The sequence below is a fragment of the Deltaproteobacteria bacterium genome (genome assembly GCA_035063765.1).
Classification (GTDB): Bacteria; Myxococcota_A; UBA9160; order UBA9160; family PR03; genus CAADGG01.
In genome coordinates this window covers 12,073-37,361 of the sequence record JAPSFT010000009.1, presented here as the reverse complement: position 1 = coordinate 37,361, position 25,289 = coordinate 12,073, and the positions used below count along the sequence as shown (strand labels likewise).

Annotated in this window: 24 protein-coding genes; 8 read left to right on the top strand and 16 right to left on the bottom strand. The window is 76.8% G+C overall.

What is annotated here, in order from left to right; translation table 11 throughout:
- Nucleotides 1-50: 50 nt before the first annotated feature.
- The 14 genes from OZ948_08815 to OZ948_08750 all read right to left on the bottom strand — a co-directional run bounded on the left by OZ948_08815 (nucleotide 51) and on the right by OZ948_08750 (nucleotide 14,574).
- Nucleotides 51-1,232 carry an aminotransferase class V-fold PLP-dependent enzyme gene (locus OZ948_08815; protein MEB2344829.1) on the bottom strand — a complete coding sequence of 394 codons (1,182 nt, stop codon included), beginning with the start codon at nucleotides 1,230-1,232 and terminating at the stop codon, nucleotides 51-53.
- Between the two features lie 16 nt (nucleotides 1,233-1,248).
- Nucleotides 1,249-1,581, bottom strand: coding sequence for an iron-sulfur cluster assembly accessory protein (locus OZ948_08810; protein ID MEB2344828.1), 333 nt, complete (start codon nucleotides 1,579-1,581; stop codon nucleotides 1,249-1,251).
- A 63-nt stretch (nucleotides 1,582-1,644) separates the two neighbouring features.
- The gene (locus tag OZ948_08805; GenBank protein MEB2344827.1) at nucleotides 1,645-2,412 is read right to left on the bottom strand and encodes a TlyA family RNA methyltransferase; all 768 of its coding nucleotides are present in this window, start codon (nucleotides 2,410-2,412) and stop codon (nucleotides 1,645-1,647) included.
- Nucleotides 2,413-2,523: 111 nt separating this feature from the next.
- Complete coding sequence (gene dxs, locus OZ948_08800; GenBank protein MEB2344826.1) at nucleotides 2,524-4,428, bottom strand: 1-deoxy-D-xylulose-5-phosphate synthase; 1,905 nt, start codon at nucleotides 4,426-4,428, stop codon at nucleotides 2,524-2,526.
- Nucleotides 4,425-5,264, bottom strand: a complete 840-nt coding sequence (locus tag OZ948_08795; protein MEB2344825.1) for a polyprenyl synthetase family protein — start codon at nucleotides 5,262-5,264, stop codon at nucleotides 4,425-4,427. Before OZ948_08795 ends, dxs begins: the two co-directional genes overlap by 4 nt.
- Entirely contained in the window at nucleotides 5,264-5,605 is a 342-nt protein-coding gene (gene xseB, locus OZ948_08790) for an exodeoxyribonuclease VII small subunit (protein MEB2344824.1), read from the bottom strand. The genes OZ948_08795 and xseB overlap by 1 nt, the downstream gene beginning before the upstream one ends.
- A gap of 91 nt (nucleotides 5,606-5,696) precedes the next feature.
- Nucleotides 5,697-6,908, bottom strand: a complete 1,212-nt coding sequence (xseA, locus tag OZ948_08785) for an exodeoxyribonuclease VII large subunit (GenBank protein MEB2344823.1) — start codon at nucleotides 6,906-6,908, stop codon at nucleotides 5,697-5,699.
- Between the two features lie 13 nt (nucleotides 6,909-6,921).
- Nucleotides 6,922-8,430 (bottom strand): S41 family peptidase, encoded by a 1,509-nt coding sequence (locus tag OZ948_08780; GenBank protein ID MEB2344822.1) that lies wholly within the window; start codon nucleotides 8,428-8,430, stop codon nucleotides 6,922-6,924.
- An 84-nt stretch (nucleotides 8,431-8,514) separates the two neighbouring features.
- Complete coding sequence (locus OZ948_08775; GenBank protein ID MEB2344821.1) at nucleotides 8,515-9,771, bottom strand: peptidoglycan DD-metalloendopeptidase family protein; 1,257 nt, start codon at nucleotides 9,769-9,771, stop codon at nucleotides 8,515-8,517.
- Nucleotides 9,768-10,667 carry a permease-like cell division protein FtsX gene (locus OZ948_08770; GenBank protein MEB2344820.1) on the bottom strand — a complete coding sequence of 300 codons (900 nt, stop codon included), beginning with the start codon at nucleotides 10,665-10,667 and terminating at the stop codon, nucleotides 9,768-9,770. The genes OZ948_08775 and OZ948_08770 overlap by 4 nt, the downstream gene beginning before the upstream one ends.
- On the bottom strand, nucleotides 10,664-11,338 hold the full coding sequence (gene ftsE / locus OZ948_08765; protein ID MEB2344819.1) for a cell division ATP-binding protein FtsE: 675 nt from the start codon (nucleotides 11,336-11,338) through the stop codon (nucleotides 10,664-10,666). The genes OZ948_08770 and ftsE overlap by 4 nt, the downstream gene beginning before the upstream one ends.
- Nucleotides 11,339-11,429: 91 nt before the next feature.
- Nucleotides 11,430-11,984, bottom strand: coding sequence for a hypothetical protein (locus tag OZ948_08760; protein ID MEB2344818.1), 555 nt, complete (start codon nucleotides 11,982-11,984; stop codon nucleotides 11,430-11,432).
- 143 nt (nucleotides 11,985-12,127) lie between these two features.
- Nucleotides 12,128-12,799 (bottom strand): hypothetical protein, encoded by a 672-nt coding sequence (locus OZ948_08755; protein MEB2344817.1) that lies wholly within the window; start codon nucleotides 12,797-12,799, stop codon nucleotides 12,128-12,130.
- 116 nt (nucleotides 12,800-12,915) lie between these two features.
- On the bottom strand, nucleotides 12,916-14,574 hold the full coding sequence (locus OZ948_08750; GenBank protein MEB2344816.1) for a hypothetical protein: 1,659 nt from the start codon (nucleotides 14,572-14,574) through the stop codon (nucleotides 12,916-12,918).
- A 268-nt stretch (nucleotides 14,575-14,842) separates the two neighbouring features.
- On the opposite strand from OZ948_08750, the gene OZ948_08745 reads away from it, so the two are divergent.
- The 5 genes from OZ948_08745 to OZ948_08725 are packed head-to-tail and all read left to right on the top strand — an operon-like array spanning nucleotide 14,843 to nucleotide 19,052.
- A complete protein-coding gene (locus OZ948_08745) occupies nucleotides 14,843-15,811 on the top strand; it encodes a DUF4124 domain-containing protein (protein MEB2344815.1) in 969 nt (322 codons plus the stop codon).
- Nucleotides 15,808-16,779: a 2-phospho-L-lactate transferase gene (cofD, locus tag OZ948_08740; GenBank protein ID MEB2344814.1), complete on the top strand. Its 972-nt coding sequence runs from the start codon at nucleotides 15,808-15,810 to the stop codon at nucleotides 16,777-16,779. Before OZ948_08745 ends, cofD begins: the two co-directional genes overlap by 4 nt.
- A gap of 4 nt (nucleotides 16,780-16,783) precedes the next feature.
- Nucleotides 16,784-17,461 carry a 2-phospho-L-lactate guanylyltransferase gene (cofC, locus tag OZ948_08735; GenBank protein MEB2344813.1) on the top strand — a complete coding sequence of 226 codons (678 nt, stop codon included), beginning with the start codon at nucleotides 16,784-16,786 and terminating at the stop codon, nucleotides 17,459-17,461.
- Nucleotides 17,458-18,225, top strand: a complete 768-nt coding sequence (gene cofE, locus OZ948_08730) for a coenzyme F420-0:L-glutamate ligase (GenBank protein MEB2344812.1) — start codon at nucleotides 17,458-17,460, stop codon at nucleotides 18,223-18,225. Before cofC ends, cofE begins: the two co-directional genes overlap by 4 nt.
- Nucleotides 18,222-19,052 carry a hypothetical protein gene (locus OZ948_08725; GenBank protein ID MEB2344811.1) on the top strand — a complete coding sequence of 277 codons (831 nt, stop codon included), beginning with the start codon at nucleotides 18,222-18,224 and terminating at the stop codon, nucleotides 19,050-19,052. Before cofE ends, OZ948_08725 begins: the two co-directional genes overlap by 4 nt.
- Here the strand turns inward: OZ948_08725 and yihA are convergent.
- The gene (gene yihA / locus OZ948_08720) at nucleotides 19,037-19,654 is read right to left on the bottom strand and encodes a ribosome biogenesis GTP-binding protein YihA/YsxC (GenBank protein ID MEB2344810.1); all 618 of its coding nucleotides are present in this window, start codon (nucleotides 19,652-19,654) and stop codon (nucleotides 19,037-19,039) included. The genes OZ948_08725 and yihA overlap by 16 nt on opposite strands.
- Entirely contained in the window at nucleotides 19,651-20,808 is a 1,158-nt protein-coding gene (locus OZ948_08715; GenBank protein ID MEB2344809.1) for an aminotransferase class I/II-fold pyridoxal phosphate-dependent enzyme, read from the bottom strand. The genes yihA and OZ948_08715 overlap by 4 nt, the downstream gene beginning before the upstream one ends.
- 130 nt (nucleotides 20,809-20,938) lie before the next feature.
- Here OZ948_08715 and OZ948_08710 point away from each other — a divergent pair, with 130 nt between their 5' ends.
- Genes OZ948_08710 through OZ948_08700 form a run of 3 tightly spaced genes read left to right on the top strand, consistent with a single transcriptional unit; the run spans nucleotide 20,939 to nucleotide 25,284 of the window.
- Complete coding sequence (locus tag OZ948_08710; protein ID MEB2344808.1) at nucleotides 20,939-21,376, top strand: cytochrome c maturation protein CcmE; 438 nt, start codon at nucleotides 20,939-20,941, stop codon at nucleotides 21,374-21,376.
- 3 nt (nucleotides 21,377-21,379) lie between these two features.
- Complete coding sequence (locus tag OZ948_08705) at nucleotides 21,380-23,350, top strand: heme lyase CcmF/NrfE family subunit (GenBank protein MEB2344807.1); 1,971 nt, start codon at nucleotides 21,380-21,382, stop codon at nucleotides 23,348-23,350.
- Nucleotides 23,347-25,284 (top strand): carboxypeptidase-like regulatory domain-containing protein, encoded by a 1,938-nt coding sequence (locus OZ948_08700; protein MEB2344806.1) that lies wholly within the window; start codon nucleotides 23,347-23,349, stop codon nucleotides 25,282-25,284. Before OZ948_08705 ends, OZ948_08700 begins: the two co-directional genes overlap by 4 nt.
- The last annotated feature ends 5 nt before the right edge of the window (nucleotides 25,285-25,289 follow it).

Below are 25,289 nucleotides of genomic sequence, written 5' to 3'. Positions count from 1 at the left end.
GTCCTCGGGGGAACGGGACGGCCCAGGGTAGCGGCGGGGTGGAAACGGAGCTACGCGGGGCGCGCAGCCGGTGTGCGGCGCGCGCGCTGTGCGCGGACCTCCGCGACGAGCCGATCGGCCGCGGCGTCGATCTCGGCCTCGCCCGTGCCCCGGCCGAGCCCGATCCGCACCGAGGCCCGCAGCTCCGCATCCGACCGGCCGAGGGCACGCAGGACGTGGCTGCGCTCGGCGCGTGCCGAGGCGCAGGCGGAGCCGGTCGAGATCGCGAGCTCGGGGAGCGCCGCCAGCAGCCCGTCGGCATCCACACCCTCGAACCCCACGTTCAGGTTGCCCGGCAGGCGCCGCCCGAGGTCGCCGTTCACGAACACCCCGTCGAGCTCCGCGCGCAGCCGATCGAGGAGCCGCGCGCGCAGCGCCGCGAGGCGGGCCGCCTCGGCCTCGCGCTCGGCGAGCGCCAGCTCCACCGCCCGCGCGAAGCCGACGATCAGGGGCACCGGCAGCGTGCCCGAGCGCAGGCCGCCCTCGTGCCCGCCGCCGTGCAGGAGCGGCGCGAGCCGCAGCCGCGGCCGGCCCCGCCGCACGCGCAGCGCGCCGATGCCCTTCGGGCCATAGAGCTTGTGGGCGGTGAAGGAGAGCAGGTCCACGCCGGCCGCCGCCGCGTCGACCGGCACCTTGCCGACGGCCTGCGCGGCGTCGCTGTGGAACGCCACCCCGCGCGCGCGGCAGCGCTCGGCGATGGCCTCGATCGGCTGGAGCACGCCGATCTCGTTGTTCGCCCACATGACCGAGACCAGGACCGTGTCGTCCGTGAGGGCCCGCCCGACGTCGTCGGGATCGACGAAGCCGGCGCCGTCCACCGGCAGCTCGGTCAGCGTGAAGCCCTCGGCCGCCAGCGCCCGCGCGGTGTCGAGGACCGCGGGGTGCTCGCTGGCCACCGTCACGAGGTGGCCGCCCCGCCCGCGCTGCGCGCGGGCCAAACCGGCGAGCGCCAGGTTGTCGCTCTCGGTGGCGCCGCTCGTGAACACGATCTCCTGCGGATCGGCGGCGCCGACGGCGCGCGCCAGCGTCGCGCGCGCCGCCTCGACGGCCGCCTCGGCGCGCCAGCCGAAGACGTGGGTGCGGCTCGCGGCGTTGCCGAAGTCGCGCGTCCACCAGGGCGCCATCGCCTCGACGACGCGCGGATCGACGGGCGTGGTGGACTGGTGGTCGAGGTAGATGGGCGGCGCAGGCACTCTGCGCCTCCGGAGCTCAGGCGCCGAAGGACTGGCCGCAGCCGCAGGAGCTCTTGGCGTTCGGGTTCTGGATCTTGAAGCCCGACTCCTGGAGCGTGTCGACGTAGTCGAGCACGGTCCCGGCCAGGTACACGGCGCTCTTGTCGTCGACGACGATCCGGACCGGGCCCGCCTGGAAGGCGTTGTCGTCGTCGGTCACGCGGTCGTCGAAGCCGAGCTCGTACTGGAGGCCCGAGCAGCCGCCACCCACGACCTTGAGGCGCAGGCCGTGCGTCTCGAGCCTGCCGTCGCGGTCGAGGAGCGCCTTCACGCGATCCTGGGCGGCGGGGGTCAGCTCGACGAGCGCCATGGTCCGTTCTCCTCGGGCGAAAAGCGAAGCGACTGCGGGAGGATAAGCCCGACCCCCCGGGCGTCAACTCGAAGTGCGAGCGCCGCCCGGAGCAGGCGCACGCAGCCACAGGAAGATCTCGCGGTTCCCCTTGGGGCCCGCGACCCGGCTCTCGACCTCGCCGCGCCAGCGCCAGCCGAGCGCCTCGGCCGCCGCCCGCACCGCGCCCGCGGCGGCCCGCCGGAGCGCGTCGTCGCGCACCACCCCGCCCGCCCCCACCTGCTCGCGCCCGACCTCGAACTGCGGCTTCACGAGGAGCAGCCAGTCGGCCTCGGGCGCGAGCGCGGCGAGGCGCGGCAGCACGAGCCGCAGCGAGATGAAGGAGACGTCCACGACGACCAGCTCCGGCTGCTCGCCGGCGAGTGCCGACGCCTCGAGGTGTCGGGCGTTGGCACGCTCCACCACCACGACGCGCGGGTCCGCGCGCAGCTTCTCGTGGAGCTGGCCGTGCCCGACGTCGACCGCGACGACGCGCCGGGCCCCGCGCTGGAGCAGGCAGTCCGTGAAGCCGCCCGTGGAGGCGCCGACGTCGAGACAGCCGAGCCCGGCCGGGTCGATCCCGAGCTCGTCGAGCGCCCCGGCGAGCTTGTCGCCCCCGCGCGAGACGAAGCGCGACGCGGGCCCCTGCAGCGACACCGCGGCGCCGGGCTTCACGCGGGTCCCCGGCTTGTCGGCGACCACCCCGTCCACCCGGACCCGGCCGGCCATGACCAGGGCCTGCGCCTTCGCGCGGCTCTCGGCGAGGCCGTCGAGCACGAGACGCTCGTCGAGCCGCGGGTGCTGGGGCGCCATCGCCGCCCTGCGTACCAAACCCCGGGGCCCCGCGCGCGACCGGCGCCGGCCGCTCCGTCCCGGCGACCCCGCGCGGGGCGGCTCGACCACCCGCGCCCCGACCCGGGTGCGTCAGCGCCCGAGCAGCTCGCGCGCGGCGCGGGCGATGCCGGGGGCGTCGAGGCCGTGGTCGGCGCGGATCGCGTCGGGGTCGCCGTGCTCGACGATCCGGTCCGGGAGCGCCAGGCAGCGCACGGGCACGGCGACGCCGGCCGCGGCCAGCGCCTCCAGCACCGCCGCGCCGAAGCCGCCCGGGCCGCAGGCCTCCTCGATCGTCACGACGGCGCGGCAGCGCGCGGCCAGCTCGGCCAGGCGCCGCGCGTCGAGGGGCTTCACGAAGCGCGCGTTCACGACCGCCGCCGAGATCCCGGCCGCGTGCAGCTCGTTGGCCGCCTCGAGCGCTGCGTGCGCCAGCGTGCCGATTGCGGCCACCAGCACGTCGTCGCCGTCGCGCAGCAGCTCGGCCTCGCCGATCGGCACGGTCTTCAGGTCCGGGTCGAGCGGCACGCCGAAGCCGTTCCCGCGCGGATAGCGCACCGCCGCCGGACCGGGGTGCTCGATCGCCGTCTTCAGCATGTGGCGCAGCTCGTTCTCGTCCTTGGGCGCCATCACGACCATGTTCGGGAGCGCGCGCAGGAAGGCCAGGTCGTAGAAGCCCTGGTGGGTGGCCCCGTCGGCGCCGACCAGGCCGGCGCGGTCGAGCGCGAAGGTCACGTCGAGGTTCTGGATGCACACGTCGTGCACGACCTGGTCGAAGGCGCGCTGGAGGAAGGTCGAGTAGATCGCCGCCACCGGCTTCATGCCCTCGACCGCCAGGCCCGCCGCGAAGGTCACCGCGTGCTGCTCGGCGATGCCGACGTCGTAGCAGCGCTCCGGGTGGGCGGCCCGGAAGCGGTCGAGGCCGGTGCCGTCGGGCATGGCGGCGGTGATCGCGACGATGCGCGGGTCCTCGCCGGCGAGCTCGACGAGCGCGTCCGAGAACACCCGCGTGTAGGAGGGCGGCCCGCCGCTGCTCTTGCGCATCTCGCCCGAGGTGATCTCGAAGGGGGTCACGCCGTGGTACTTGAAGGGGTCCGCCTCGGCCGGCGGGTAGCCGTAGCCCTTGGCGGTGATCGCGTGGATCAGGATCGGGCCCTCGCCGCCCTCGAGCATCCGGCGCGCGTTCGTGACCGTCTCGAGCACCGGGTCGATCGAGTTGCCCGGGATCGGGCCCAGGTAGCGGAAGCCGAGCGCCTCGAAGAGCAGGCTCGGCGAGATGAAGGCCTTGAACGACTCCTCGGCCTTGTGCGCCCAGTGCACGAGGTCGCCCGGCAGCGTCGCGAGCACGTCCTTGGCGACCGTCTTGAGCCGGCGCACCAGCGGCGCCGACAGCTTGCGCGAGAGGAAGGACGAGAGCGCTCCGACGTTCGGCGCGATCGACATCTCGTTGTCGTTGAGGACGACGAGCAGGTTCTTCTGGCCCAGCTCGCCGGCGTGGTTGAGCGCCTCGAAGGCCATGCCGGCGGTCATCCCGCCGTCGCCGATGAAGGCGATCGCCCGGCCCGGCGCCCCGCGGTGCTGGAGCGCCCGCGCGATGCCGAGCGCGGCCGAGATCGAGGTGCCCGCGTGGCCGGCCCCGAAGTGGTCGTAGGGCGACTCCGCGCGGCGCAGGAACTTGCCGATCCCGCCGGCCTGGCCGATCCGGTCGAAGGCCGCGCGGCGCCCGGTCAGCATCTTGTGCGCGTAGGCCTGGTGGCCGACGTCGAAGACCAGCCGGTCCGTCGGCGTGTCGAAGACGTAGTGGAGCGCGGTGATCAGCTCGACCGCGCCCAGGCTCGAGGCCAGGTGACCGCCGGTCTGCGAGACCCGCTCGACGATCTCCTGGCGCAGCTCCGCGCACACCCGCGCCACCTCCTCGCGCGGGAGCGCGCGCAGGTCCGCGGGATCCGCGATGCGGGGCAGCAGGGACTCGCCCGCCGGCAGGCCTCCACCGCTCATCGGGTCCTCCCGACCGCGAAGCGGGCGAGCAGGCGCAGCGCATCGGCGCGCGTGCCGAAGGGGTCGAGGGCGGTGAGCGCGTCCTGGAGCAGCGCCTCGGCGCGGGCGCGGGCGGCGTCCTGGCCGATCAGCGCGACGAGCGAGCACTCGCCGGCGCCGGGCTCGTCGTCGAGGACGTCGTCGGCGATCTGGAAGGCCACGCCCGTCGCCAGCGCGAAGCGGCGCAGGCGCTCGAGCTCCGGCTCGCCCGCGCCCGCCAGGCGCGCGCCGCCGCCCACGGCCGCCGCGAAGAGCGCGGCGGTCTTGCGCCGGTGCACCGAGTCCACCCACGCCTCGTCGACGCGCGCGGGGTCGAAGTCGAGATCGTCGGCCTGGCCGCCGACGAGCTGCGCCGCGCCCGCGGCGTGGGCGAGCTCGCGCAGGGCAGCGACCGTGCGGGCGGCGTCGCCCGGCGCCTGCGCGAGCGTCTCGAAGGCCGCTGCGAGCAGCGCGTCGCCGGCCAGCACCGCCGTCGCCTCGCCGTAGGCCACGTGGACGGTCGGGCGGCCGCGCCGCTCGTCGTCGTCGTCCATGCAGGGCAGGTCGTCGTGGACGAGCGAGTAGGTGTGGACGAGCTCGACGGCGGCCGCCAGCGGCAGCGCGTGCTCGGGCTGCCCGCCGACCGCCTCGGCGGCCGCGAAGGCCAGCGCCGGGCGCAGGCGCTTGCCGCCCGGGAAGACGAGATGGCGCATGGCGGCGTGCAGGCCGCGCGGGGGCGCGCCGGCGGGCGGGAGCAGGCGCTCGAGCGCCGCGTCCACGCGCTGCGCGCTCTCGGCGAGGTAGGCCTGTACGTCCACTACGCCTCCGGGTCCTCGGGCCCGCCCGGCGGCGGAGCCTGGTCCGGGTCGCCGGGCGGCGCCTCCAGCGGGCGGACCGCGAGCCCGCCGCCCTCTCGCACGAGCCGCTCGATCCGCCGCTCCGCGTCCCCGAGCCGCTCCGCCAGCCGGCGCGAGAGCCGGACCCCTTCCTCGAAGCCGGCGAGCGCGTCCTCGAGCGCCATGTCTCCCTCCTCGAGCCGGCCGACGATCGCCTCGAGCCGCCCGAGCGCCACCTCGAAGGTGGGCTCGCCGGGTTCCGGTCGATGCTCGCCGGGGAGCGTGCCGCGGGGATCGGAGGGCGGGAGAGCGCGGTCCGCCATGGCAGCGAGGCAGGCTAGCCGCGGGCGCGCCGGGGTGTCAAACCGCGGGCCGACCCTTCGGGCCCCTCCCGAGCGCGTCGCGCGGCCGCTGTCACTCCTCGCGGGTGCGGGTCACGCGGGCGTCGATCCGCCCGCCGGCGACGCGCACGGCGAGCTCGTCGCCCGGCGCGACGTCGCCCGGCGCGCGCACGATCCGGCCGTCGTCGGCCCGACGCGCGATCGCGTAGCCCCGGCCGAGCACGGCGAGCGGCGACAGCGAATCGAGGCGCGCCGCCGCGAGCGAGAGCTGCGCGCTCGCGCGGGCGACGTGCCGGCGCAGCGCCGCGTCGAGGCGCGCGACGTCGCCCGCGAGCCGCCCGCGCCGGGCCGCGAGCTGCGCCACCGGCGAGACGCGGTGCAGCGCGCCGGCCCGCGCCTCGAGGCGCGCCCGTGCGCGCGCGAGGCGCGCCTCGATCGCGCCGCGCAGCCGCCGGCGGTCGCGCGCGAGCCGCTCGGTGAACGCCCGGCGGTCGGGCAGGACCAGGGCCGCGGCCGCGGACGGGGTCGGCGCCCGCGCGTCGGCCACCAGGTCGGCGATCGTGAGGTCGGTCTCGTGCCCCACGCCCGAGACCACCGGCACGGGGCAGCGCGCCAGGGCCCGCGCCACCGTCTCGCTGTTGAAGGGCCACAGGTCCTCGAGCGAGCCGCCGCCGCGCACGAGCAGGATCACGTCCACCTCGGGGCGGCTCGCGAGGAGCTGGAGCGCCTCGACGATCTCGGACTCCGCGCCGGGCCCCTGGACGCGCGCGTCGGCCACCAGCAGCGGGCAGGACGGCCAGCGCAGGCCGGTCACCTCGATCACGTCGCGCACCGCGGCCCCGTGCAGCGAGGTCACGATGCCGATCCGGCGCGGGAGCGCCGGGAGCGCGCGCTTGCGGCCCTCCTCGAAGAGGCCCTCGGCCGCGAGCCGCGCGCGCAGCTGCTCGAAGGCGAGCCGCAGCGCGCCCTGCCCGCGCGGCTCGAGCTGGCGCACGACGAGCTGGAGCTCGCCGCGCGCGCCGTAGACGGTGGCCTCGGCGAAGGCCAGCACCTCGAGGCCGTCGGCGGGCTCGAAGGGCAGCCGCGCCGCCTCGGCGCGGAACAGCACGGCGCGAAGCTGCGCACTGTCGTCCTTCAGCGTGAAGTAGAGGTGCCCGGAGGCGGCGCGGCGCAGGTTCGACACCTCGCCCACCACCCACACGCGGCCCACCACGTCCTCGACGAGCGCCCGCAGCGCGCCCACCAGCTCCGCCACCCGGAGCACCTGCGGGGCCGGCGATGCCATGCCGGGGACGGGCTCAGTGCGATCCGGCGCCGGCCGCGTCGGGCGCGCTCGCCATCGACGGCGCACCCTCCCGGCCGGCCGCGGTCGTGGCGCCGCCGCGCAGCTTCTCGAAGTAGCTCCAGCTCTTCAGCACCTCGAGGCCGCGGGCGAGCTGCACGTCACCCTCCTTGCCGGCCGCCTCGGGCCCGGCGCCCTCCCCGGCCGGCGCGGCGATCGTCCCGGGGCCGCCGGGCAGCTCGAGGTGGGGCCGCTCGGCCCGAGGCTCCTCCGCGTCGTTCGCGTCGGGCGGGTGCTGGAAGTGGCGCTCGAGGTCCTTCTCGCGCAGCGGCTCGTCGGAGTCCTCGTCGACGGCGCTCGGGTCCACGCCCTCGCCCGCGGCCTTCGCGGCCTCCTTCGCCGCGACCGTGATGTCGGGCGTGATCCCGACCTCCTGGATCGAGCGTCCGGCAGGCGTGTAGTAGAGCGCGGTCGTGAGGCGCAGCCCGGAGCCGTCCTCGAGCGGGTAGACGGTCTGCACGGAGCCCTTGCCGAAGGTGTGCTCGCCGAGCACCAGCGCGCGTCCCTGGTCCTGGAGCGCGCCGGCCACGATCTCCGAGGCGCTGGCGCTGCCGGCGTTCACGAGCACCACGATCGGGTACGCCTGCTCGCTCCCGTCGGCGTGCGCCGCGAACTCCTGCTGCTGGTTCTCGACGCGCCCCTTCGTGTAGACGATCAGGCCGTCGGAGAGCCACAGGTCGGCGACCTGCACCGCCTGGTCGAGCAGCCCGCCCGGGTTGTCGCGCAGGTCGAGCACGAGGCCCTGGAGCTGGCCGCCCGACTCCTTCACCACCTGGGCGAGCTCCTTCTCGAGCTCGCTCGCGGTGCGCTCCTGGAACGAGCGCAGGCGCAGGTAGCCGTAGCCCGGCTCGAGCGCCCGCCCCTCGACCGACGCCACCTTCACCACGTCACGCGTGATCGTGAAGGGGCGCGGCCGCTCGAAGCCCTCCCGGAAGATGCGGATCGTGATCGCGCTGCCGCGTTTGCCGCGCATCAGCTTGACCGCGTCGAAGAGCGTCATGCTCTTGGTGTTCTTGCAGTCCTCGGCCCAGCCCTCGGGCTTCTCGGTCGGGCAGATCGCGGTGATCTGGTCCTTCGGCTCGATGCCCGCCCGCCAGGCCGGCGTGCCCTCGATCGGCGAGACCACCTCGATGTAGCCGTCGCGCCGCTTGCTGATCTCGATCCCGAGGCCGTTGAACTCGCCGCGGGTGTCGATCTGCATCTCCTTGTGCGCGTCGGGGTCCATGTAGGCCGAGTGCGGGTCGAGCTCGGCGAGCATCCCGCGCACGGCGCCGCGGATCAGCTCGGTCTCGTCCACCTCCTCGACGTAGTTGCGCCGCACCAGGTGCATCACCGAGGTGAACAGGCTCAGGTCCTCGTAGCGGGCGGCAGCCACCGAGCCGGACGGCCCGGGCCCGAGGAAGACCGTGGCGGCCGCGGCGCCGGCCGCGAAGAGGAGGACGGAGCGGAAGGTGGTGGGTCGCATCGGGATCCGTGGACTCCTGGGACGGCCGGGCGATTCGGCGGCGCCGGCCGGAGCCTCGCGGCCGCCTTGCGGAAGCGACGGATCTTAGCAGGCCGCGGCGGCGCGCCGGGCCGCCGCCCCGAGCTCCGCGCGCGGGCCCGGGGCGGCGCGCAGCCAGCGCCGCGGGTCCACCGCCTGGCCGCCTTCGCGCACCTCGAAGTAGAGGCGCGGGCCCGTCAGCGAGCCCGTGTCGCCGACCGTGCCGAGCACGCGGCCCGCCTCGACGACGTCGCCCACCTCGACGCGCAGCTCGTCGAGGTGGCCGTGGACCGTGAAGAAGCGCTCGCCGTGGTCGAGGATCACCATCCGGCCGTAGCCGCGGAACCAGCCGGCGAAGCGCACGATCCCCGCGGCGACCGCCCGCACCTCGCTGCCCCGCGTGGCGCCGAAGTCGACGCCCTTGTGGAAGACCTCGGTCAGGAACTGCTCGTCCACCTGGCGCCCGAAGCCGCGCACGATGGGCGCGTCCACGGGGGCGGGCAGGCGGCCCCGGAGCGAGGCGAAGGAGGGGCCTGCGGGCAGATCCGGCAGCGGCGCGGGCGCCTCGCCGAGCTCGGCGAGCGCCTCCTCGAGCGCGCGCGCCGCCTCCTCGAGCTCGCCGAGCGCCGCGCTCTCGCGCGCGCGGTCGCCGCGCACGCGGGCCAGCAGGCGCTGCTTCTCGGCGCGCTCGGTGGCGAGCTCGCTCCGGCGCGCGCCGAGCTCGGCGAGGGCGCGGCGGGCGCGCTCGCCGGTGGCGACGGCCTCGCGGCGGGCGGCGTCGAGGTCGGCCTGCTCGGTGCGGGCGCGGCTCACGAGCAGGCGGTCGTGCTCGAGAAGGAGCGAGAGCGCGCGCACGCGCTCGAGCAGCTCGCGCAGCGACTGCGCGGCGAAGAGGAGCTGCGCCGGCCCGAGCTCGCCCGTCTTGTAGAGCGCCACCACGCGCCCGGCCATCGCGGCGCGCGTGCGCGCGAGGGTCTCCTCGAGGGCGGGCAGGCGCGCGGCGGCGGTGCGCTCGGCGTCCCCGGCGGCGGCGACCTCGCGCTCGTTGTGCGCGGTCTCGTCCGCGGCGGCCGCGATCGCCCGGTCCGCGGCCTCGAGCGCGTCGAGCAGGCCCCGCTGCTCGGTCTCGAAGGCCGCGACCCGCGCGCGCCGCTCCTCGATCGCCTTCTCGAGCCGCTCGAGCCGTGCCGCGCGGTCCTCGACGGCGTGGGCGGAGAGGGCCAGCAAGGTGGTCAGCGCCCAGAGCGGGAGCGTCGTGGTGATCTTCGCTCGCCTGCGGCGCGCGCCGCGCGCCCCGGGCGCAGGCGGCGCCCGGCGGGTCACGAGACCCGCGTCCGGGCGACCGCCACCGCGGCGCCCACCAGGCCGAAGGCAGCTCCGCCGGCCACGAGAGCGGCGATGCTCCCGGGCGACAGGAAGCCCGGCTCGGACCAGCCGAGGAAGAGCTCGAGCGCGTCACCGAGCTGGGGGACCGCGATCCGGTAGAGGCCGTAGAGGAGCCCGACCCCGAGCAGGCCCCCGAGCGTCCCCTGGATCACGCCCTCGAGCAGGTAGGGCACGCGCAGGAAGGTCCGGCTCGCGCCGACCAGGGCCAGGATGTCGAGCTCGTCGCGGCGCGCGTAGACGGCGAGGCGGATCGTGTTGGCGACGATCAGCAGGGTCGCGAGCGCGAGGATGGCCCCGAGCGCGAGACCCGCGCTGCGGACCAGCGACAACGCCCGCGCGTAGCCCTCGACCCAGGCCTCCCCGCCCGCCACCTCCTCGACCCCGGGCAGCGCCCGCAGCGCGGCGGCCAGCGCGCCGGCCTCCTCGGCGCGGTCGGCGCCGGGCGCGAGGGTCACCTCGATCGACGCGGGCAGCGGGTTCTCCTCGAGCGCCTCGAGCAGGGCGCCGCCCCCGAGCCGCTCGCGGAAGCGCTCGAGCGCGGCCTCGCGCGTGACGAGCTCGACGCGCGCCACGCCGCCGAGCCCCGCCACGCGCCGCGCGAGCGCGCTCTCCCCGGCGCCGTCCAGGTCGAGGTCGAGGAAGGCCGTCACCTGGCGCGCGTCGCCCTGGCGGTCGAGCAGCGCGCGCATGTTGCCGGTGATGATCATGAGCCCGCCGAGCGGGATCACCGCGACGGCGATCGTCGCGATCGAGACCACGCTCGGCAGGGGGCTCCCGGCCAGGCCGCGCAGGGCGGCGCGCACGAAGGTGAAGAGCTGGTGGAGGGCGCTCACCGGCCGCCGCCGGCCGCGTCCTCGACGAGGCGGCCCGCCTCGAGGCGCAGGGTGCGCCGCGCGTAGCGCCGGATCAGCGCCAGGTCGTGGGTCGCCACCAGCACCGTGGTGCCACGCGCCGCGGCCGCCGCGACGAGGTCCATGATCTCGACCGTGAGCTCGGCGTCGAGGTTGCCGGTGGGCTCGTCGGCGAGCAGGATCGCCGGCTCGTTCACGAGCGCGCGCGCGAGCGCGACCCGCTGCTGCTCGCCGCCCGAGAGCGCCGGCGGCAGCTCGTGGCGCCGGTGCTGGAGGCCGACCCGGCGCAGCATCGCGAACACCTTCGAGCGTACCTCGCGCGGCGGGCGCCCGAGCACCTCGAGGGCGAGCGCCACGTTGTCCTCGATCGAGCGGGTCGGGATCAGCTTGAAGTCCTGGAACACGACCCCGATGCGCCGGCGCAGCGCCGGGATGCGCCGCTCGCCGAGCCGCGCGACGTTGCGGCCGAGCACCAGGATCTGGCCCTCGCTCGGGCGCTCGGCGGCGAACAGGAGCTTCATCAGCGTGGTCTTGCCCGCGCCGCTCGGGCCGGTCAGGAACACCAGCTCGCCCTTGCGGATCTCCACGGACAGGTCGCGCAAGGCGAAGCTTCCGGTCGCGTAGGTCTTCGAGACGTGGAACAGCCGGATCAGCGGCTCGCCGCCCGGCCGGCGCACGGGGGGCGGACGGGCCTGGCTGCGCGGCGGCGGGGGGGCGACGGGAGCGCGCCCGGTCACGCGCCGCTCACTCGAGCTTGGCGGAGCGCTGGCGGCGCACGCGCCGCGTGTTGTCGACGAGGTAGTCGAGGATCAGCTCGTCGAGCGGCCGGTCCGCGGAGCTCGGGGGGAGCGCCGCGGCCGGCGGAGGCGGCGCCGGCGGCGATTCCCCGGTGCGCTGGGTGTGGCCGGAGGCACCGGCGGCCTTGGTGGCCGCGAAGATCTCGGGCCCGAGCCGCTCGGCCAGGATCTCGTCGAGCTCGCCGGCCCGCAGCCGCGCGAGCATCGCCGCGTGCTGGCCCTCCATCAGGCTTCGCACCCGGGCCGGGAGGTCGCCCCCTTCGAGGAGCTGCTGGTAGCTGCTCTTCTCCGAGGCCAGGATCGTCCCCCCGTGATAGAGGTGGGTGATCACGTGCGGGTGGTTCCGCCCGCTGTCCTCGGTCTGGACGTGGAACAGGACGCCGCGATGGCGGACGTTGGTGTTGAACCCCGAGAGCATCCGTTCCCCTGCCAGGACGACCGCTTGGGCTGCGAGTTTGCGCGAGGGCCGGAGCCCGTGCAACGAGCCCAGCGCGCGGAGCACGTGCGCCCTCGGGCCGTCGGCTCACACGCAGGTCCCGCGCGGGTCATCGGCAGCCGGGCGAGCGAGCCTTACGCCGGCTCTCACCCCCGGCGGCCACCCGGCCGCCGGGGGTCCGGCGTCGGCTCGTGGGGGGCCGGTCGCCGTCACCGGAGCGGTGGAAGGGAGCAGCGGACGCGCCCGCGGCCGAGGAGCACGAGGCCGAAGGCGCCGACCATTGCGAGCGCGCCTGCGCCCGGCTCGGGGACGAGCCGGGCGCTTCCGGGAGTCGGCACCGGGAGCTCGCCGAAGTCGAGCGCGTTGTCGTCCGTGTCGAGGTCCGCGAAGTGGCGCGCGAGGCTCGAGCCGGCCGGCACGTCGGGAGCGGGCGTGCCCTCGCCGGCGAAGACCATCCCGGCTTCGAACACGCCGAAGCCGACGGCGTCGGCGACGCCGGCCGGGCCGCGCAGGACGAGCGAGTCCGGACCGTTCTGGAAGTCGAAGTTCAGGAGCAGGTCGGCGCCGGCCACCGCGGTCGTGCCGTCCGCGAGGCGATCGGCGACGACGTAGAGGCCGCCGGGCCCGATCACGCCGAGCAGCGCGAGGGTGGTCGCCACCTCCCCGTCGGCCCCGTTCACGATCTCGACGGTCCAGCCGTCGAGCACGGTGCCGGGTGTGCCGTGGAGCTCGACGAAGGACTGGCCGTCGTCGGAGCCGACGGCGTCGTAGAACACCTCCGAGATCAGCGGAAAGGCCGTGGCGGGCTGCGCCGCGAGCAGCGCCGCGCCGAGCGCCGCCGCGCGCGGCAGGATGCGGGCGGGGATCGTGGGTCGGGTCATCGTGCCTCCGGTCCGGTCGTGGGGACGGGGTGCGGCGGGGCGAGGAGCAAGGCGCATGCCGTGGGTCGCAGCCGCAGCGCGCGCCTGGGACCTGCGCGTGGCCCCGCGTGCACCCCTCACCGGTCGCCCGGCGGGCACACGCTCGCCCCCGCGCGCGGTCCGAACCAGCCGCCCGTCCAGGCGTCGATGCCGGCGGCCAGCTCCTCGGCGCGCAGCGCCTCGCGCGCGGCCTCGGGCGTGCCGGCACCGGCCGCCGCCGCGGCGTCGCGGGCGCGGCGGCGGTCGAAGTAGAGCTGGTTCAGCTCGTCGAGCACGTCGTCGCGCAGCTCGATCGTGCGGCGCATCTCGGTCGAGACGTCGATCTCCTCCGGGTGGTAGAGCAGGTCCCCGAGCTCCCAGGTGAGGCGCAGCGCGAGCGCCCGCTCCTTCTCGCGGTCGCGGTCCCGGTCGAAGAGGCGGTGCATCTGCCCGGACGTGAAGGACTCGTCCCAGGTCCGGTAGTGGCGGCTGTCGTCGACGAGCGCACCGTCGAGGCTGACCGCCGGCAGCGCGCCCCGGCGGCGGACGCCGCGCCACATGCGGGCGGTGCGCGCGCCCGTGAGGTCGAGATGGGCCAGCGCGGCGCGCTGCACGGCGGCGATCGGCGGATCGCAGGCGCTCCCGGTGCGCGGCGCGGCCGCGGGAGCGGAGGCCGCAGTGCCCCCGACCCCGGGCGCTCCCCCGACCAGCAGCCCGACGGCGCTCGCGACGAGGAGCTCGCCCTCCCGGACGGCGAGCGCGAAGGCGGGCTTGCTGCCGGCGGGCTCGCCCGCCCGGCGCCAGGGCCCGTCCGGGCGCTCCGCCTCGACGACGCCGCGGCCGGTGGCGATCCAGAGCCCGCCCGGCGCAGCGAGCAGGCGCACGGGCAGGGCACCCGGCGGGAGCTCGGGGCGATACACGCTCCAGCGTCGCCCGGCCGCGTCGCCGGCGAGGAGCGCGTCGCGGCCGAGCACGAGGACGCCGTCAGCCGCGGCGCTCACGTCGAGCGCCGGGCGCAGCAGGACCGGCGTCGCGACGGAGGTGGCGAGCACGCGCGCGGCGCCGTCGCGGCCCGCAAGGCGCGCCCGGAACACGCCGCGTTCGGCGGCGATCCACAGGAGGGCGGCGTCACCCGGCGCCTCGGGCGGCGCCAGCGCGATGCCATGGACGGACGGCGGCGCCTCGCCGGCCTCCGCCTCGTCGGGGCGCGGCGGCTCGGCCTCCCCGAAGCTGCCCTCGACCCGCGCGAAGCGCTGCCCGTCGCGGCTCCAGTGGACGCCGTCCCGGGTGGCGACGGCGAGGAGCCTTCCGCGCGAGGCCACGCGCAGGACGGCGCGCGCCGCCTCGCCCGGCGCCGGCGGGCGCGCGGCGAGGCGCTCGCCGGCGAAGCGGAACAGGCCCTCCTCGCTCGCGACCCAGAGCGCACCATCGGCGGCAAAGGCGAGGTCGTGCACCGCGCCGCGCAGGGGGATGCGAACCCAGCCCGACCCGGGGCCGGGCGCTGCGGGCAGCAGCAGGCCGCGCGCGTCGCCGGCCGCGAGCGCGCCGCCGGGTGCGGTGGCGAGCGCGAGGAGGCCTCCCTCGGCCGCGACCGGCTCCGCCGCGAGCGACCAGCGGCGGGCGCCCGCGGCGGGCCCCGCGGCGACGGGAGGCGGCCCGGCCGCGCTCGCCGGCAGCGCCAGGCCCGCGAGCGAGAGCCCGGCGCACGCGAGAGCCAGGAGGACGGGGCGGAGCCGGCGTCGGGTGGGATGCGTCACGGAGCGGGCGCCGGAGCAAGGCGTGTGCCGTGCCCCGTGCCGCGACCGCAGCGCGGGCGAGGGTCGGCAACCGGACGTTCACCCCGGGTCCGTGAACACGGAGCCGCCCCGGGTCCGGCGGCCGGCTCCGGCGGACCGGGCCCGCCTTCTTGACGGGAATCGGCCCCTCCAGAAGAATCGCCGGCCTATGCGGTGCGCGCGGCTCTCGCTCCCGACGGCAAGCCTGATCGCCACGGTCGGAGTCCTCGCTGCCCTCGGAGCGCCGCTCGTGCCCGCCCCCACCGCACGCGCCGAGACGCCCGTCATCTACAAGTGGGTCGACGAGAACGGCGTCGCCCACTACACGACCGATCGCGAGCGGATCCCCGCCTCGATCCGCGATCGCGTGACCCAGGCCGGCGGCGCCAAGCGCGGTGCCGACTGGCTGGAGAGCGATGCCGGCCCGCCGGGCCTGAGCCCCGCCGCGCCGCTTCCGGGCGTGCCGGCCGCTGCGACGCCGCGCGAGCGCGAGGCCGAGGGCGTCGAGCTGCCGGAGGAGAGCGACGGCGTCCACGCGGTCGAGGCCCGGCCCGACTGGTCCGAGGCGCCGGGCGGCGAGGCGGCCTGGGCGCCGGGCGACCTCGGAGACGAGAAGGCGACGCCGGCGCAGGCGCCGGTCGAGGCGCCACCCGTCGCTGCGACGGCGACGGCTGGCAGGGCCGCGCCCGCGCCCGAGCCCGCGATCGACGACGCAGCGCTGGCCCCGCCGCCGCCGCCCCCGCCGCCGCTCGAGGCCGACGGTGCTCCGGTGGCCGTCGTGCCGCCCGCACCGGAGCCGGATCCGGCGCCCGCCCGATCGGCCCCGGCCGGGCGCGAGGCCCCGGTCGATCGAGAGGCCCCGGTCGCGGAGAGCGCGCCCGGGCTACCGGCCCCCGAAGCCGCGGTGGCCGTGGGGCGGGCCCCCGAGCCGAGCGCGCCCGCCGCCGTCGCCGCGCCCGCCCCGCGCGATCTCGCGCCCGACGAGGCGGAGGAGCTCGCGAAGCTCGACGCGCAGATCTCCGAGGTGGAGGCGGAGATCGCCCGCGACGAGGAGGCGCTGATGGGCCTGATCAGCTCCGACGAGGCCACCCGCCACGACGCCCTGGTCGACGACCCGAAGTTCCGCGACATCGCCCAGCGCCTGCCCCAGCTGCAGGCCGACCTCGAGCGGCTGCGCGAGCGCCGCGCGCAGATCCAGCCCGCCGTCTCGCGTCCGTGAGCGCGGCCGAGCCGGCGCGCCCGATCGCCGTCCTGGCGGGCGGGGTCGGCGCCGCGCGCTTCCTGGCGGGGCTCGTGCGCGTGGTGCCGCCCGCGTCCGTCACCGCCGTCGTCAACACCGGGGACGACCGCGCCTTCTACGGCGTCCACGTCTCCCCCGACCTCGACATCGTCACCTACACGCTCGCGGGTCGGGTCGACCCGGACAAGGGCTACGGGCTCGCCGGCGACACCTTCTCGGTGATCGAGGCGCTCGGCGCGCTCGGGCACCCGACCTGGTTCCGGCTCGGTGACCGCGACCTCGCCACGGCCCTGCACCGCACCGGGCGGCTGCGCGAGGGCGCCGGCCTCGCGGCCGTGGCCGACGAGGTGCGGCGCGCCTACCGGGTGGCGGTGCGGATCCTGCCCATGTCGGAGGACCCCTGCCCCACCTTCGTCGGGCTGCGCGGGGGCCGCCGCGTGCACTTCGAGGAGTACCTGGCGCGCGACGGCGCGCCCGACGAGGTGGAGCTCGTGGACCTCGCTGCGGCCCGCGCCGCTCGCCCGGCGCCCGGCGTCGTCGAGGCGCTGCGCGGTGCGCGGTGCATCCTGGTGTGTCCCAGCAACCCCGTGGTGTCGATCGGGCCGATCGTGGCGGTGCCGGGCGTGCGCGAGGCGATCGCGGCCTCGGGCGCCCCGGTGGTGGCGGTCTCGCCGATCGTCGGCGGCGCGCCGGTCAAGGGGCCCGCGGACCGGCTCCTGCGCGGGATCGGGGCGGAGGTGTCGGCGCGCGGGGTGGCGGCGCTCTACCGGGAGTGGGTGCAGGGCTTCGTGCTCGACGCGCGCGACGCGGCGCAGGCACCCGACATCGCCGCGCTCGGCCTGCGCGCGCGCGCGGTCGACACGATCATGCGGGACGCCGGGGCCGCCGCGCGACTCGCGGGCGTGGCGCTCGCGCTCGCCGACGAGATCGCCGGCGACGCGTCCTAGCGCGATGCCCGCCGCCGTCGTGCCGGTCAAGTCGCTCGCGGCGGGCAAGTCGCGGCTGGCCGCCGCGCTCGGCCGCGCGCGCGCCGGGGCGCTGGCGCTCGCCATGCTCGAGGACCTGCTGGCGGCGCTGGCGCGCGTGCCCGGGCTCGACGCGATCGCGGTGGTGACGCCGGACGCGGGCGTCGCCGAGGCGGCCGAGCGGGCGGGTGCCCGCGCCCTCCGCGGCGACGACCCGGGCCTCGACGCCGCGATCGCCCGCGCCGCGCGCGAGCTCGGCCCCGTCTGCGCCGACGGCCTGCTGGTGGTGCTCGGCGACGTCGCCGGCGCGCGCCCCGGCGAGCTCGCGCGGCTGCTCGAAGCGCTCGCCGCCGGCCCGGCGCCGCGTGCGGCGCTCGCGGCCTCGCTCGACGGCGGCACCGCCGCGCTCGCCCGCCGCCCCCCGGACGCCTTCCCCTCCTGCTTCGGGCCCGACAGCGCCCGGCGCCACCGCGAGGCGGCCGCCCGGGCGGGCGTCCCGCTCGTCGAGCTCGCGCTCCCCTCGCTCGCGCTCGACCTCGACGACGAGGCGGACCTGCGCGCGTTCCTGGCCGGCCCCGGCGACGGGCCGCGCACGCGCGCGCTCCTCACCTCGTTCGGTCTCGCGCCCGGCACGGCGCCGCGCGCCGGGGCGCGCACCCCGTGAGCGCGCCGCCGGCCCCGCCCGGGGATCTGCGCCTCCTCGCGCTGCGCGGGATCCCCGCCGTCCGCGCCGGCGACGACCTCGCCGGGCTCCTCGCGTCGGCCGCCGCCGCGCAGGGCCTGCGCCTCGCGGGCGGCGTGCTCGTGGTGGCCCAGAAGGTCGTCTCGAAGGCCGAGGGGCGCGTCGTGCGGCTGGCCACGGTCGAGCCCTCGCCCGAGGCGCGGCGCATCGCCGCCGCCGACGGCAAGGACCCGCGCCACGTCGAGGTGGTGCTGCGCGAGACGGCGCGCGTCGTGCGCCACGCGCGCGGCGTCTGGATCGCGGAGACCCGACACGGGTTCGTGTGCGCGAACGCCGGCGTCGATCTCTCCAACGCGCCCGGCGCCGACCAAGCCGTCCTGCTGCCCGAGGATCCCGACGCCTCGGCGCGCCGGCTGCGCGAGGCGCTGCTCGCCGCCGGCCACGGCCCGCTCGGGGTGGTGGTCTCCGACACCTTCGGGCGCCCCTGGCGCGAAGGGCTCGTCGACGTGGCGCTCGGCAGCGCGGGCCTCGCCCCGATCGCGGACTGGCGCGGGCGCCGCGACCTGGCCGGCCGCCCGCTCGAGGTGACGGCGATGGCGCAGGTCGACCAGCTCGCCGCCGCCGCCGGCCTGCTGATGGGCAAGGACGCCGGCGTGCCGGCGGTCTGGATCGCCGGCGCCATCCCCTCGGGCGACGGCACGGTGCGCGAGCTGCTGCGCGACCCGCAGGCGGATCTGTTCCGGTGAGCCGCGGCGGCGCCGGCGTGCAGACCGGCGCGGGGCGGCTGCGCGTGCTCTTCGTGCACGGCCAGGAGAGCGGGCCCCAGGGCACCAAGGCGCGCCTGCTCGCCGCGCACTTCGACGCGCTCACGCCCGCGATGGACACGCGCGACTTCGAGGGCTGCGTGGGCCAGATCGGCCGGGCCGCCGCGGCGTTCCAGCCCGACCTCGTGGTGGGCTCGTCCTTTGGCGGCGCGGTGGCGCTCGCCCTCCTCCAGCGCGGGCTCTGGCGCGGCCCGACCCTGCTCCTCGCCCCGGCCGGCGCCGAGCTCGGCCTCGAGCTGCGGCTTCCCGAGGACGCCTGGGTCTGGATCGTGCACGGCACCCGCGACGACGTGGTCCCGATCGCGGCAAGCCTGACGCTCGCGCGCACGGGGACGCCCGAGCGGGTCCGCCTGCTCGAGGTGCACGACGACCATCGCCTGTCCGCGACGGTGGCGAGCGGCCGGCTCGTCGCGCTGGTCCGCGAGCTCGTGCAGCGCGCCGGCGAGCCCGCGCGCAGCGCCGGCGATCGACACCTTCGCGTGTTCTTCGAGGAGCCCGCCCTGTGGCCGGTGCTCGCCGCGGCCGCGGGCGGGCTCGCGAGCCTCCTCGCCTGGCTCCTCGCCACCGCGTTCCGGACGCGCCACCCGCTGCTGCTGCTCGGCGTCACCCTGCTCGCCGGGACCAGCGCCATCCAGGTCCGCGGCGACTGGCGCGGGCGCCGCCCGGGCCTGCTGGGCGGCGCGCTGCTCGGGCTCTGGGCGCTCGGCGCCGCCCTCGCGGTGGTGGCGGCGCGCTACGGGATCTTCTGATCGCTGGTGAGCTCCGCCAGCACCGCCCACAGCTCGGCGACCCCGAGGCGCGTGCGTGCCGAGGTCGCGACGAGCCGGGCGCGGCTCCCGTAGGCGGCCGCGAGCGCGCGCAGGCGCTCCGCACGGGCGCCGTGGCCGAGCTTGTCGGCCTTGGTGGCGGCGATCACGACCGGGACGCCGCGCAGGGCGAGCCAGTCCACCAGCGCGAGCTCGTCGTCGCCGGCGTCGCGGCGCAGGTCCTGGATCAGGACCGCCGCCCGCAGCGGCGCGCGCCGCTCGAGGTAGCCCTCGACGAGTGCCTGCCAGGCCCGGCGTTCGGACTTCGCGACGCGCGCGAAGCCGTAGCCCGGCAGGTCCACGAAGAGCAGCGCGTGGGCGTGGTCGCCCTCGTCGAGGCGCTCGATCCGGAAGAAGTGGAGCAGGCGCGTCTTGCCCGGCGTCGCCGACACGCGCGCCAGCTCGCGGCGCCCGGCGAGCGCGTTCAGCAGGCTCGACTTGCCCGCGTTCGAACGGCCGAGGAAGGCCACCTCGGCAAGCCCCTCGCGCGGGAAGCCCTCGGCGCCGGCCGCGCTCGCGACGATGCGCGCGTCGCGGATCCTCACCGCGGCGCCGGGAGCACGCCCGCGATCCGCGCGAGCGCCTCCTCGATGGCCGCGTCGGGCGCCGAGAGCGTGAAGCGCAGCCAGCCCTCGCCGGCGGCCCCGAAGTCGATCCCCGGGGTCACGGCCACGTGGGCCCGCTCGAGCAGGTCGAAGGCGAGCCGGCGCGAGTCGGCGCCGAAGGCGCGCGCGTCCGCGAACACGTAGAAGGCGCCGCGCGGCGGGGCCGGCACGCCGAAGCCGAGCGCGCGCAGGCCCTCGACCAGGAGGCCGCGCCGGCGCTGGTAGGCGGCCAGCATCGCCTGGCGGGTCGGCTCGCCCGCGGCGAGCGCCGCGATCCCCGCACGCTGGGCGAACTCGCTCGCCGAGATGAAGAGGTTCTGCTGCATGACCTGGAGCGCGCGCAGCGCGTCGTCGTCGGGTGCGATCACGTGACCGAGCCGGAAGCCGGTCATGGCGTAGCGCTTCGAGAAGCCGTCGAGGACGAAGGCGCCCTCGCAGCAGGCCAGCGCCGAGGGCGCGCGGGCCCCGTCGAAGACGAGCCCGTCGTAGAGCTCGTCGGCCACGAGCGGGACGCCGAGCGCGCCGAGCGCGCGCAGGGTGGCCTCGTCCTGCACCGCGCCCGTCGGGTTCGCCGGCGAGCCCACCACGATCGCGCGGGTGCGCGGCGAGAGCGCCCGGCGCACGGCGTCGGGGTCCACCCGCCAGCCGTCGGCCGCGCTCGTCGGCACGAAGACCGGCGTGCCGCCGCAGAAGCGCACGAAGTTCGGGTAGCAGGGATAGTGGGGGGTCGGGATCAGCACCTCGCCGCCGGCCTCGACCAGCAGCCCGAACACCAGCAGCATGGCCGGCGACGTGCCGCTCGTCACCAGCACGTGTCGGGGATCGACGGGGGCGCCGCTGCGCGCCGACTCGTAGGCGGCAATCGCCGCGCGCAGCTCGGGCAGGCCGCGGCTGTCGGTGTAGCGGGTCTCGCCGGCGGCCAGCGCGCGGGCGCAGGCGGCCACGGCAGCCGGCGGCGGCGGCGCGTCGGGCTCGCCGATCTCGAGATGGATCACGCGCGCACCGGCGCGCTCGAGGGCCTGCGCCCGTTCGAGCACCTCCATGGCAAGGAACGGCGAGAGGGCGGCGGCGCGCGCTGCGCGGCGGGCGGACATGGGGCCCGCGAATAGCCGCTGCCGGGGGGGAACGCCAACCGGCGCTCACCGGAGGGCTCCGCCGCGCTGGAAACACCTCGGCCGGGTGCTAGCTTGGACCCACTCTCTCGAGCCGGGAAATCCCCTCGCCATGTCCAAGGGTCTGCAGATCGCGCTCGGCGGCGTCGTGGTCGCCGTGCTCCTCGGCTGGTACGCCGCCACCAACCTCGAGGAGATCGGGACCTTCCAGTACTTCCAGACGCTCGCGGAGTTCCGCGCCGCCGACACCGGCCGGGCGGCGCGCGTCCACGGCTACGTCGCGCCCGGCTCGATCGAGCGCGACATGGGCGCGCGCTCGATCCGCTTCGCGGTCGTGCAGGACCCCCCGCACGCGGCCCCGGGCGCGTCCGCCCCGGACTCCCTGCGGGTCGTCTACGGCACGCTCACGGCGCCCGACATGTTCAAGGACGGGGCCGAGGTGGTGGTCGAGGGCCGGATGGGCAGCGATGCCGTGTTCGTGGCCGACAACGTGATGGCCAAGTGCCCCTCGAAGTTCGAGGCGAAGCAAGCGCAGCAGGCGAGCTACTGAGCGGTGGCGGAGCTCGGCCTCTACGCGTTGCGGCTCGCCTTCTTCTCCGCGCTCGCCGGCGTGCTCGCGGGCGTGCTCGCCGGCTCCCGGGCGCGCGCCGACCTCGCGCGCGTCGCCCAGCGCGCGGTGCTCCTGACCTTCTTCTTCACGGCGGCCGCCGCCTTCGGGCTCGTCTGGTGCCTCGTCACGGGCGACTACACGCTCGCCTACGTGGCGCGCCACAGCGCCCAGAGCATGGCCCTGCCCTACCGGATCGCGGCGCTGTGGGGCGGCCAGGGCGGATCGCTGCTGCTGTGGGTCCTGATCTCGCTCGTCTACGCGAGCGCGGCGACCTGGATCCATCGCGACAGCCAGCGCTCGCTGCTGCCCTGGGTGAACGCGATCCTGCTCCTGAACGCGCTCTTCTTCCTCGGGCTCGTCAACTGGATCCCCGACGTCAACCCCTTCCAGAAGCTGCCCCCGGGACAGGTGCTCTCCGACGGCCAGGGCCTGAACCCGCTGCTCCAGCACCCGCTGATGATGATCCACCCGGTGCTGCTCTACTCCGGCTACACGGGCTTCTCGGTGCCCTTCGCCTTCGGCGCCGCGGCCCTGATCACCGGACGGCTCGGCGACGGCTGGCTGCGGGCGACGCGGCGCTGGACGCTGGTGCCGTGGTTCTTCCTGTCGGCGGGCATCCTGGTCGGCGGGCGCTGGGCCTACGAGGTGCTCGGCTGGGGCGGCTACTGGGCCTGGGACCCGGTCGAGAACGCCTCGTTCATGCCCTGGCTGCCGGCCACCGCCTTCCTGCACTCGGTCATGATCCAGGAAAAGCGCAACATGCTGAAGACCTGGAACCTGGTCCTGATCGGGATCACCTACGCGCTGTGCCTGTTCGGGACCTTCCTGACCCGCAGCGGGGTGATCTCGTCCGTGCACTCGTTCACCGCGGCGGGCTGGTTCGGATACGTCTTCCTCGCCTACGTGGCCGTGATCAGCGCCGCCTTCCTCGGGCTCGTGCTGTGGCGGCGCGGGTCCCTCCGCACCGGGAACCGCCTCGAGTCGCTGGTGTCGCGCGAGGCGAGCTTCGTGATCAACAACTGGGTGTTCATGGTGATCCTGGTGATCGTGCTGTGGGGCACGATGTTCCCGGTCCTCTCCGAGGCCGTGCGCGGCACCAAGATCTCCGTGGGCCCGAGCTTCTTCAACAAGCTCACGGGGCCCTTCGCGGCGCTGCTGCTGCTGCTGACCGGGGTGGGCCCGCTGATCGCCTGGCGGCGCGCATCGCTCGAGAGCCTGCGCCGGCAGTTCCTGAAGCCGGTGCTCGTGGGGCTCGCGGCCTTCGTGGCGACCCTGGCGGTCTTCGGCCGCGAAGCGGGCGTCTACCCCCTCGTGTTGTGGTCGCTCGGCGCCTTCGTGATCGCGACGATCACCCAGGAGTACGCGCAGGCGATCGCGGTCCGCATGCGCGGCGGCGAGTCCGCGCCGCGCGCGCTCGCCACGCTGCTGCGCCGCAACCAGCGCCGCTACGGCGGCTACGTCGTCCACCTGGGGGTGGTCTTCATCCTGATCGGGATCTCGGGCGCCGCCTTCGACGAGGAGCGGCTCGAGAACGTGCAGCCGGGCGGCACGATCGCGATGAACGGCTACCGGCTCGAGTACCTGACCGCGAAGCCGCTGCCGAAGCAGCACTACGGCGGCGCCGTCGCGCGGCTCGCGCTCTATCACGGCGACGAGCCGCTGGCGGTGCTCGCGCCCCAGCGGCGCATGTACTGGCTCGAGCAGCAGCCGGCCTCGATCCCCTCGATCCGCTCCACCCTGCGCGAGGACCTGTACGTGATCCTGACCGCGCTCGAGCCCGACGGGTCCGCGACCCTCAAGATCCACCGCAACCCGCTCGTGAACTTCATCTGGATCGGCGGCTGGACCTTCCTGCTCGGGGCGCTGCTGGTCCTGTGGCCGCACCCCGAGCGGCGCGCGACGCGCGGCGAATGAGGCCGGGCCGGGCGGCGCTCCTCGCGCTGGGGCTCGCGGTGCTGGCGGCGGCGCCCGCAGCGGCCCAGCACGACGACCGGCCCACCGGGGTCGCCGACGTACCGCCGGGGCCCGCAGCGATCCGCGGGCGCGTCGTCCACGCCGAGGACCCCGGCCGCGCGGCCGGAGTCGAGGTGATGCTCTACGCGCTGCCCGCCGGCAGCGCGCCGGGCGTGCGGCGCGCGACGAGCGGTGCGGACGGCGCCTTCGCCTTCGAGGGCATCTCGAACGATCCCGAGACGGCCTACCTGGTCGGCGCGCGCCACGCGGGCGTGGCCTATCCCGGCGCCCGCATCACCTTCGCGGCCGGACAGACCGAGCAGGCCGGGGTCGAGATCCGGATCGGGGAGACGACCCCCGATCCCTCCGCGGTGTCGGTGGGTGAGCTGGAGCTGCGGGTGACGCCGCGCGGCGGGCAGCTCGCGGTGCTCGAGCGGGTCCGGCTCGCGAACGCGGGCCCGCGCACGGCCTACGTACCCGCGGAGCAGCGCGGCTCCGCCCAGCCGGTCTACCGGGCCGAGCTGCCTGCCGGCGCGAGCGCGTTCCACGTCCCGCTCGGCCTCGCGCCCGAGGGCCTCGTCCAGGAGGACGGGCACGTTCGCTTCTACGGGCCCGTGTATCCCTCCGCCTGGGACGGCCCTGCGGCGCAGGACCAGGGGCTCTCGTTCGAGTACCGGGTGCCGGCCGACGCCGCGGGCGCCGTGGCGCTGCGCAAGCGGCTGCCGGCCGGGGCGGGCCGCCTGGTCGTCCTGGTCCCGGCCGATGCGCCGGCGCCGGCCCTGCCCGGCGCGCGCGACGAGGGCGAGGTCGAGATCGACGGCCGGCGCTGGCGCCGCTTCGTCCACGAGCGCCTGGCGCCCGGACGCGAGCTGGCGGCCGGCTTCACGGTGCCGCCCGTGCGCGTCGATCCCGGCGCCGTGCATCTCGAGGAGTCGCGCATCTTCCTCGAGCTCGACGACGCCGCGCTCCTGGTACGCGAGGAGCTGAAGCTCACGGTCGCCGGCGACGCGCCGGTGGCGGGACGCCCGGGCGAGCCGCTGCTCGCGCTCCACGTGCCGCCGGGCGCCGCCGACCTGCGCTTCGACCGGGCGCTCTTCGAGCGCGGCCTGCGCGCCAGCGACGAAGGCGAGGCGGTCCTCGACGGCCCGCTGCCGCCCGGCGAGAGCTCGATCGAGATCGCCTACCACCTGCCCGTGACGGACCCGGCGGCGGGCGCCGTCTTCGCGCGCCGCTTCGACCGGCCGCTGCCCCTGCTCTCGATCTTCGTCGCTGACACCGGATTGCGTTTCGGATCCGAGCGCCTGCACCGCCGGCGCCCGGTGGCGACGCCCGACCGCAGCTACCTGCACCTCGAGGCCTTCCAGGTGGAGCCCGACGAGACGGTGTCGCTGGCGCTCGTGCAGCTCGGCGCACCGGCCGGGCTGCCGCGCGCGCTGCGCTACGGGCTGGTGGCGCTGGCCGCCGCCGCCGCGGTCGCCTTCCTGGGCGGACCGATCCGGCGCAGCGGCGAGGCGGCGGGGCGGGCCGGAGCCGGCCCCGGGCGCCCGGGCGAGCCCGCCGAGGACCCCGCGCGCCACGAGCGCGAGTCCGTCTACGCGGCGCTCCGCGATCTCGAGCACGATCACGAGACCGCGAAGGTCTCGGATGCCGACTACGCGGCGATGCGCCAGGAGCTGCGCGCCCGGGCTGCGGCGCTGCTGCGCGCCGAGGACGACGGTCGCGCGGGGGGGGCGCGCGGGGCGGCGGCCCCGGCCGGCCCCGTCGCGGTCGTTCCGCCCGCCGCGCAAGCCCCCGCCTGCGGCGCCTGCGGCGCCGGGACGCGGGCCGGGGATCGCTTCTGCTCGCGCTGCGGCGCCGCCCTCGCAGCGGATCCCGCGCGCGAGGTGTCTGCTTGAGCGAG